Consider the following 8,366-nt stretch of genomic DNA (forward strand, 5'->3'; position numbering starts at 1 on the left):
CCAACAGCAGGGTTACCCTTACCATCAGTACCGTGACACGCTGCACACACTACAAAGCGCGCTTTACCAGCTTCTGCTTCACGTGCGTTTACGCTACGACCTGAAAGGCTAAGCGTGTAGCTAACTACTTCTTTTACGCCTTCTTCGCCAAGAGCGTCTTTCCAACCTGGCATTTGACCGACACGACCATGCATGATGGTAGTAACGATAGCTTGTGGTTCACCACCATATAACCATGCGTCATCAGTTAGGTTCGGGAAACCTTTCTGACCACGTGCATCAGAGCCGTGACACTGAGAACAGTTTTGTAGGAACAAACGTTGGCCCACTTTGATTGCATCAGCATCTGATGCAATGTCAGGGACGGAACGTAGACCATTTTCGTCGTGAGCTAGCTTTCTGAATGCTTCACCAAAGTAGGTGTCTGCATCATCAAGCTCTTTCGCGTATGCGTCTAACTGTTTGTTTGCTTGCGCAGCAGCGATTGCAGAGCGAGACTCTTCTACGCTACGAACTGTTTGGTTTGAACTCGTCCAACCTAGTAGACCTTTAAAGTTGCCAAGGCCTGGGTATAGAGCTAGATAAACAGCTGCAAACACAATTGTGCTAACGAAAAGGTATGTCCACCATTTAGGTAGCGGGTTATTAAGCTCACGAATACCATCGTATTCATGGCCCATATCCTGACCTTCTTCTACACCTGTTTTATCGTTGGAACACCAACGAAGTAAGGCTGCACAGCCAATCAATGTACCGATTGTGATTACTGTTACCCAAATACTCCAGAATGTACTCATTACTTCGTCACTCCTTGATTTTTATCTTTCGCAGGTGCTTCATCAGCGAACACTAGGTTTGCATCTTCGTCGAAGCGCGACTTACGATTTTTACCGAAAGCCCACCAAACGATGCCGATGAAACAAGCAAAAACAGTAACAGTCCAAACACTTTGAAATGTAATAATGTCCATAATTATTCCTTATTTCATTGCGTGGCCAAGCGATTGAAGATAAGCGATGATTGCATCCATCTCTGTTTTTCCTTCAACATCTTGTTTAGCGTTAGCAATTTGTTCGTCTGTGTAAGGAACACCAAATTGATTACGGAAGATTTCAAGCTTCTGTTTAGTCAATTTGCCATCAAGTACATTCTCAGCAAGCCATGGGAAACCAGGCATGTTTGATTCAGGAACAAGTTCGCGAGGGTCGATAAGGTGAACGCGGTGCCACTCATCAGAGTAACGATCACCAACACGCGCTAAATCAGGACCAGTACGCTTAGAACCCCATAGGAATGGGTGTTCCCAAACGCTTTCGCCAGCTACAGAGTAGTGACCGTAACGTTCAGTTTCAGAGCGGAAAGGACGAATCATTTGGCTGTGACATACGTTACAACCTTCGCGAATGTAGATATCACGACCTTCCATTTCCAGAGCAGAGTAAACACGTAGATTTTCTACAGGTTCAGTAGTCTGCTTTTGGAAAATAAGTGGGGTAATTTCTACTAAAGCACCAAAACTGATAGCAATAACGATAAGAATCGCTAGTAGGCCAACATTCTTCTCTACCAACTCATGGCGATTATTTGAATTTGAGCTCATTCTAAATCTCCTTAAGCCGGTTGAGGGATAGCTTTAAGGCTATCTTTAGGTGCAGAAACAGTTTTGTACGTGTTGTATGCCATTAAGAACATACCAGATAGGAAGATGAAACCACCTAAGAAACGTACAAAGTAGAACGGGTAAGACGCTTCTACAGATTCAACGAAGCTGTAAGTTAATGTACCGTCAGAGTTAACTGCACGCCACATCAGACCTTGCATCACGCCAGAGATCCACATTGCTACAATGTAGAAAACCGTACCAATCGTTGCTAACCAGAAGTGAACATTGATTAGGGATACAGAGTACATACGCTCTTGACCAAATAGTTTAGGAACTAAGTGGTAAACCGAACCGATAGAAACCATTGCAACCCAACCTAACGCACCAGAGTGAACGTGACCGATAGTCCAGTCCGTGTAGTGAGATAGTGCGTTAACCGTTTTGATTGCCATCATTGGGCCTTCGAAAGTCGACATGCCGTAGAATGATAGAGAAACGATTAGGAAACGTAGGATTGGGTCGTAGCGAAGCTTATGCCACGCACCAGATAGAGTCATAATACCGTTGATCATGCCACCCCAAGATGGAGCAAACAGAACCAAAGACATAACCATACCTAGAGATTGAGTCCAGTCAGGAAGTGCAGTGTAGTGTAGGTGGTGAGGACCAGCCCAGATATACAGAGACACGAGAGCCCAGAAGTGAACAATCGACAAACGGTAAGAGTAAACAGGGCGACCAGCTTGTTTAGGAACGAAGTAGTACATCATGCCTAGGAAACCAGCTGTCAATAGGAAGCCTACCGCATTGTGTCCGTACCACCATTGCACCATTGCATCGATCGCTCCGGAATAAATCGAGTACGATTTAAACGCAGAGACAGGAACAGCTAGGCTGTTAACGATGTGCAACACGGCAACCGTGATAATGAAGGCTCCGAAGAACCAGTTTGCTACGTAAATGTGCGATGTCTTACGTTTAATCATGGTTCCGAAGAACACGACCGCATAAGCTACCCACACAAGAGTAATAGCAATATCGATTGGCCATTCAAGTTCTGCGTATTCTTTACCAGAGGTTAAACCTAACGGTAAAGTAATTGCAGCGGACAGGATAATCGCTTGCCAACCCCAAAAGGTAAAGGCTACGAGAGGGCCACCAAAGAGACGCGTCTGACAGGTACGTTGTACAACATAATATGATGTTGCAAACAGCGCACTTGTACCGAACGCAAAAATAACCGCATTAGTATGCAGGGGACGTAAACGACTGTACGTCAACCACGGCGTATCAAAGTTTAGCTGTGGCCAAACTAATTGAGCGGCAATCAAAACACCAACGCCCATACCGACAATACCCCACAAAATTGTAACTAGGGTAAATTGACGGACGACCGTATAGTTGTAGTTTTGTTCAAGCTGCTTTTCTTGGCTCATTTGCATGCTTCCAATTTCTTATTTACTACACTTTACTTCCAACACGACTCACGTCGTAATGCCACCCAAATTAGAAAAGGAAATTCAGCCTATTCAGGGCTTTATTTCCACTTGCTGATTTTAAAAAAAAGTGGCATTTTCAACGCGACACTATACTTGAATTAACAAATCAATGACAGAGTAGTAACCTTACGCTTGGTCTGGAATTGGATTTTTATTTAAAAACTTTGAACTTTGTAACAAGGAGTAAAGATTATAATGGCGGCACAAAAGCTAACAAAAGGCAGGCTTGTTCAAATTATCGTCATGTTGGTTGTTTTAATAGCTGCATTTACTTGGAGAACAGTAACATACGATAATAACGAAACAGTAAACTGTATAGTTTCAAAACCTTGTAAATTTGGTATTGATAATCATAATGTTTCAGTTTCAAGCAATAACCTAGGGTATTCGATCGAAACATCTAAAACTGGCAAATTTATCATTAGCTATAATGAAAGCGGAATTCTGGAAGAAAAAGGACCATCAAATTGGCTGTTACAAACTAGTGATAAGACCTCCTCAATAACGGTTACATTTCCACAACAGGTGAGCACGTTTTCTGTAAACCTTTCTAAGGAGTAACAGAGAGAAACTGGGGCACACCTCGGTTCTTTTGATAGAAACATGTACCAAATCAGTGAAACACAATGCATTAAAGTGTTATAAAGAGAGCATTAATAAAGTTACCCAGAATCTATGAAATTTCTATCAAAAGTCTCTTACTCCCTAGACGATAAAATCGCAGTAGATGAGTTGCTTAGCGGGGTGGAAAACCCTGACGATATTGCTTGTCTTATTTGCTACTGCACAGAAGAGTATTCGACACTCGCTGTGCAGAGATATTTCGTAGATGCTCTCCCGAACACTCCCATACATGGCTGTACTACTTGTCACGGCATTATGACCGAAACTGGTTTTCATTCTGGTCCAGTCATTGGCGTCCTCATTATTTATGACTCGGGGATCAACGCCTATGGTACGGGAATCGAACATTTCAGCGACTCCATAGACCGCAGTACCTTCAGCGCGATAGACAAAGCACTCAAGAACGCCAACCGAGAAGGTGAAATTCCTGATCTTATCTTGCTGCATTCCACACCGGGTAACGAAGAAAAGGTGATGGCGGCTATCGATAAGAAATTTGGTACTGAAGTGCCAATTATTGGTGGCAGTGCTGCAGACAACCAGGTTTCCGGAAATTGGAGTATCTTCACCGAAGAGTCGCTGTCTATAAATGGTGTGTCTTTAACGGTAGTGTTTGCGTCTCAGTCCATCTATTCCTCTTTCAGCGCGGGTCATACGCCTACGCGGTATTCAGGCACCGTGACCAAAGTAAGAAACCGAATTTTGTTGGAGATAGACCACAGGCCAGCCGTCACCGTTTACAACGAATGGACTAATTTCCACTTAGATGGCAGTGATGATGGCTACATATTCGAAAAGTCGTCAGTCTACCCATTAGGCAGGAAAGTCGGCTCTTCTTACGATTACCCATATTTCAAATTGTCTCATTCGATCAGAGAGACGGAGTGTAATGGGATTGAGCTGTTCACAGACATCAGTGAAGGCGACACCATCTACCTGATGCAAGGGTCTAAGCAGCAGTTGATTAGCCGCGCCGCGAATATCATTCACTCCTCATACTACAACGACATGGATCTTGAAGAGAAACTAGGGGCGATCAATATCTTTTGTGCAGGCTCAATGTTGAACCTTAAACAAGATATGGATGAGGTTTGTGACCAAATAAATCAAGCACTTAATGGGCTCCCATACATATGTCCATTTACGTTTGGTGAACAAGGCAGGCTCTCTGGTGGCGAGAATGCACACGGGAATTTAATGGTATCGTCTGCAACGTTTTATAGGTTGAAAAAGTAATGGGTTCTGAAGGTCAAGAAGCGCTGCAAGAAGCACGTATTGAACTGCAAAAACTAAAAGCCCGTGAGCGAAAGCTGGCTGAAGAGAACAGGGTGATCTTATCAACCATCTCTGCGATCAGTAAGGCAAGTAACATATCTGAGATATTCTCCAGTCTCGAGTTCGTGCTCAAAAAATACATTAAGTTTGATGACTTTATCGTGGTATCAAGGGTAGGGAACGAAGGCAGTTTCAAAACCCTGCTAAGCAATAACAAAGTCTTCGAACAGATGAATTGGAGTGATTGTGGCAAGTTATCTCGAGTGATCAATGGAGAATGCGCCATCCTTTTTGAACCCAAATCTCTGGGTGAATTCAATTCCTTACATCCCATTATCCTCGATCAAATCAACTCTGTTCTAATTACTGGTATCGATAGCGGACTAACACAATCCGTCATCATCTTTATCCACTCGAATACCAAGCACTTTAGTATTGAAACTAAGGCCACACTAAACCGTTTTCGACCGTTGATAGAGCGTGCTGTTTTCGATATTGAGAACAAAGAAAAGCTTGAAGCAACCGTTCGAGAACGTACCGCAGAGCTTGTCACAGCAAGAAAAGACGCAGAAAGAGCCAACAAGGCCAAGTCTGAATTCCTCGCGATGATGAGTCATGAATTAAGAACACCGCTAAATGCCATAATTGGCCTAATAGACACCCTAAAATCCACATCATTGAACGAAGAACAACAGTCTATACTGCTTAATATGAGCACATCATCTGAGCTATTGCTGGCAATTATCAGTGACGTATTGGATTTTTCTAAGATTGAATCTGGGTGTTTCTCGTTGGCTCCTCAATGGAGCAACGTAAGAGACACTGTAACTTTTGTATTATCTGAACAAAAGAAGACAGCAGACGATAAAGGTTTGCCGCTAACAATAACCAGCGATATTCCTGAGGGTGAACTGCATTACATCGACCCGAGCCGCTTGGCACAGATCCTATTTAACTTGATTGGTAACGCGATTAAGTTTACTGAGCATGGGCATGTTCATGTTTCTATCAAGTACCAGCAGAGCTCTTTCTATATAACGGTGGAAGACACAGGGATTGGCATTAGCTCGCAACAACTTTCGTCGCTGTTCAGTCCATTTGTGCAAGCTGATAGCACAATCACACGCAGATTTGGTGGCACCGGTTTAGGCTTGGCTATCACTAAAAGACTGGTTGAGCTAATGCGCGGGCGCATATCGGTAGAGAGTGAGCCTGGAAAAGGTTCCAAATTTGAAGTACAGCTACCAGTGCTTACTAGAGTTACGAATAATCTGGCTAACAACGAAGATGAATCTTCACGAAAGTTGAGAAGCCGTTATTCAGTGTTAGTTGTCGAAGACAATCCAACCAATCAAATGGTGATCAAATTAATCCTAACGCGACAAGGCCATGAAGTTTTCATCGCAAGCAACGGTGAGGAAGCGATTGGTTTTGTGGAAAGAGCCAATGACTCGATAGACATTATCTTAATGGATGTATCGATGCCGGTCATGGATGGATTAACCACAACCAAATACATGAGAGACGCGAACATCAAAACACCAATCGTTGCGCTAACAGCACACACATCAGTAGAAGACAAATGTTCGTGCTTAGATGTCGGCATGAATGATTTCGTGACCAAGCCAGTAAGAACTAAAGAGATCACAGAAGCAATTGATCGATTAATGCTTGAAGTCTAATAAACGTATTCTTAATCGAAGATTAGGAAATATGTTTATTAGGTATTTTATGGTAAATTGCCTTACTGTTAAATAGAACATCGATTTGGTAGATAAACAAGAGGCAGGGCATCGCACAAAGATACCTGCCTTATAAACACCAAAATCAATTTAACATAACGTACATAATACGCACTGAGCTTGTTAGAGCAATTTAGTAATGTCCGGTTTAAGCCATTTTAAAATGTCCTCCTAAGCTTACCTATATTGGTCTGCTTAGGAGTTATCCGGATGCTTATTACTATGAGTGAAAAAGATATTCATCGATTCAAGGTACTTACTGACGTACGTGAAAAACGACTACGCCAAGTTGACGCTGCTATCATTTTGAACCTGTCTGCGCGTCATATCCGACGTTTGGTAAACCAACTTGTCTCTCTTGGCGCGCAAAGTCTTACACACGCAGCGCGTGGACGCCCAAGTAATCGACGCTACTCAGAACATTTCAGAATTGAAATACTGAAACTTATCCGTGAGCATTACTCTGACTTCTCACCAACGTTCGCTCTGGAAAAACTGACTGAACGACACAATCTATCCGTCTCTAAAGAAACACTCCGTCAATGGATGATCGCCGACGGACTGTGGCTTCCACATTCACAACGCAAACCTCGGGTCTATCAGCCTCGTTACCGTCGAGACTGTCTTGGAGAATTGATTCAGATAGATGGCTCACATCATGACTGGTTTGAGGGCCGCAGCGACAAATGCTGCCTATTGGTGTTCATTGATGATGCGACTGGCCGTCTGATGAACCTAAGATTCAGCGAGACAGAATCCGCGTTTGACTACATGATGACCACGCGTGAATACCTCAATGAGCACGGCAAGCCCATCGCATTTTACAGTGACAAGCACTCTATTTTTCGAGTGAATCAGGAGAAACACAAACAAGTTGGCCAAACTCAATACGGGCGCGTGTTGAAAGAACTGGCGATAGAACTCATCTGTGCCAACAGCTCCCAAGCCAAAGGCCGCGTTGAGCGAGCCAACCTCACGCTGCAAGACCGACTGGTTAAAGAGATGCGCTTACAAGGTATCGACACCATCGAACAAGCCAACGCCTGGCTTCCCTACTTCATCGCCGATTTTAACCATCGCTTTGCTAAGCCCGCTCAATACCCAAAAGACATGCATCGTCCGGTTCGAGAGTCCAAGCAAGAACTCGACGATATTTTCAGTTGGCAAGAAACTCGTAAGCTCTCTAAGTCACTTACATTTCAATACGATAAAGTGATTTATCTCATTGAACCTACTGAAGAAAACAGCCGATTAACGTACGAAAACGTCAAGATACTCGACTACCCAAACGGTGAAATCGCCATCCAATACGGGCATCGAAAACTCGAATTCAAAACCTTCGACAAACTCGAGCACGTTCAACAAACCCAAATCGTCGACAACAAACGCCTCGGCCAAGTTTTAAAATTTGCTCAGCAACAACAAGAAGAATTCGAACAACAACAGCAACGAACCCGCAGCAAGAAAGCCCCCAAGCGCCGTGCACAACAAAGAGCCCTTCAAACAGCCCCTCGAGCCATCAACCCTGTCCTCACCGAACCATTCAAAGCTTCCAGTCAAAAGACCTAACAAGGGGACATTTCTATTTGGGACAAATGAGGACATTTTAAAATGGGATTGACA

Annotated in this window: 8 protein-coding genes; 4 read left to right on the forward strand and 4 right to left on the reverse strand. The window is 43.6% G+C overall.

Annotation, left to right across the window (positions count from 1 at the left end):
• The 4 genes from AB4512_RS14840 to ccoN form a co-directional block, all read right to left on the reverse strand.
• On the reverse strand, positions 1-797 hold a 797-nt coding region (locus tag AB4512_RS14840), incomplete at its 3' end, for a cbb3-type cytochrome c oxidase N-terminal domain-containing protein (protein WP_372175111.1).
• Positions 797-970, reverse strand: a complete 174-nt coding sequence (locus AB4512_RS14845) for a CcoQ/FixQ family Cbb3-type cytochrome c oxidase assembly chaperone (protein ID WP_004733679.1) — start codon at positions 968-970, stop codon at positions 797-799. The genes AB4512_RS14845 and AB4512_RS14840, both read right to left, overlap by 1 nt.
• A gap of 9 nt (positions 971-979) precedes the next feature.
• Entirely contained in the window at positions 980-1,600 is a 621-nt protein-coding gene (gene ccoO / locus AB4512_RS14850) for a cytochrome-c oxidase, cbb3-type subunit II (protein ID WP_017059643.1), read from the reverse strand.
• 11 nt (positions 1,601-1,611) lie between these two features.
• Positions 1,612-3,045: a cytochrome-c oxidase, cbb3-type subunit I gene (gene ccoN / locus AB4512_RS14855; RefSeq protein WP_009846707.1), complete on the reverse strand. Its 1,434-nt coding sequence runs from the start codon at positions 3,043-3,045 to the stop codon at positions 1,612-1,614.
• 252 nt (positions 3,046-3,297) lie between these two features.
• Here ccoN and AB4512_RS14860 point away from each other — a divergent pair, with 252 nt between their 5' ends.
• The 4 genes from AB4512_RS14860 to AB4512_RS14875 all read left to right on the forward strand — a co-directional run bounded on the left by AB4512_RS14860 (position 3,298) and on the right by AB4512_RS14875 (position 8,312).
• On the forward strand, positions 3,298-3,663 hold the full coding sequence (locus tag AB4512_RS14860; protein WP_372098693.1) for a hypothetical protein: 366 nt from the start codon (positions 3,298-3,300) through the stop codon (positions 3,661-3,663).
• Positions 3,664-3,777: 114 nt separating this feature from the next.
• Positions 3,778-4,962 carry an FIST signal transduction protein gene (locus AB4512_RS14865; protein WP_017070551.1) on the forward strand — a complete coding sequence of 395 codons (1,185 nt, stop codon included), beginning with the start codon at positions 3,778-3,780 and terminating at the stop codon, positions 4,960-4,962.
• On the forward strand, positions 4,962-6,683 hold the full coding sequence (locus AB4512_RS14870) for an ATP-binding protein (RefSeq protein ID WP_137001660.1): 1,722 nt from the start codon (positions 4,962-4,964) through the stop codon (positions 6,681-6,683). The genes AB4512_RS14865 and AB4512_RS14870 overlap by 1 nt, the downstream gene beginning before the upstream one ends.
• A gap of 282 nt (positions 6,684-6,965) precedes the next feature.
• Positions 6,966-8,312 (forward strand): ISNCY family transposase, encoded by a 1,347-nt coding sequence (locus tag AB4512_RS14875; protein ID WP_372175112.1) that lies wholly within the window; start codon positions 6,966-6,968, stop codon positions 8,310-8,312.
• Positions 8,313-8,366: the final 54 nt, after the last annotated feature.

It is taken from the genome of Vibrio sp. 10N.222.52.B7, from assembly GCF_041474275.1.
Taxonomy (GTDB): Bacteria; Pseudomonadota; Gammaproteobacteria; order Enterobacterales; family Vibrionaceae; genus Vibrio; species Vibrio crassostreae_C.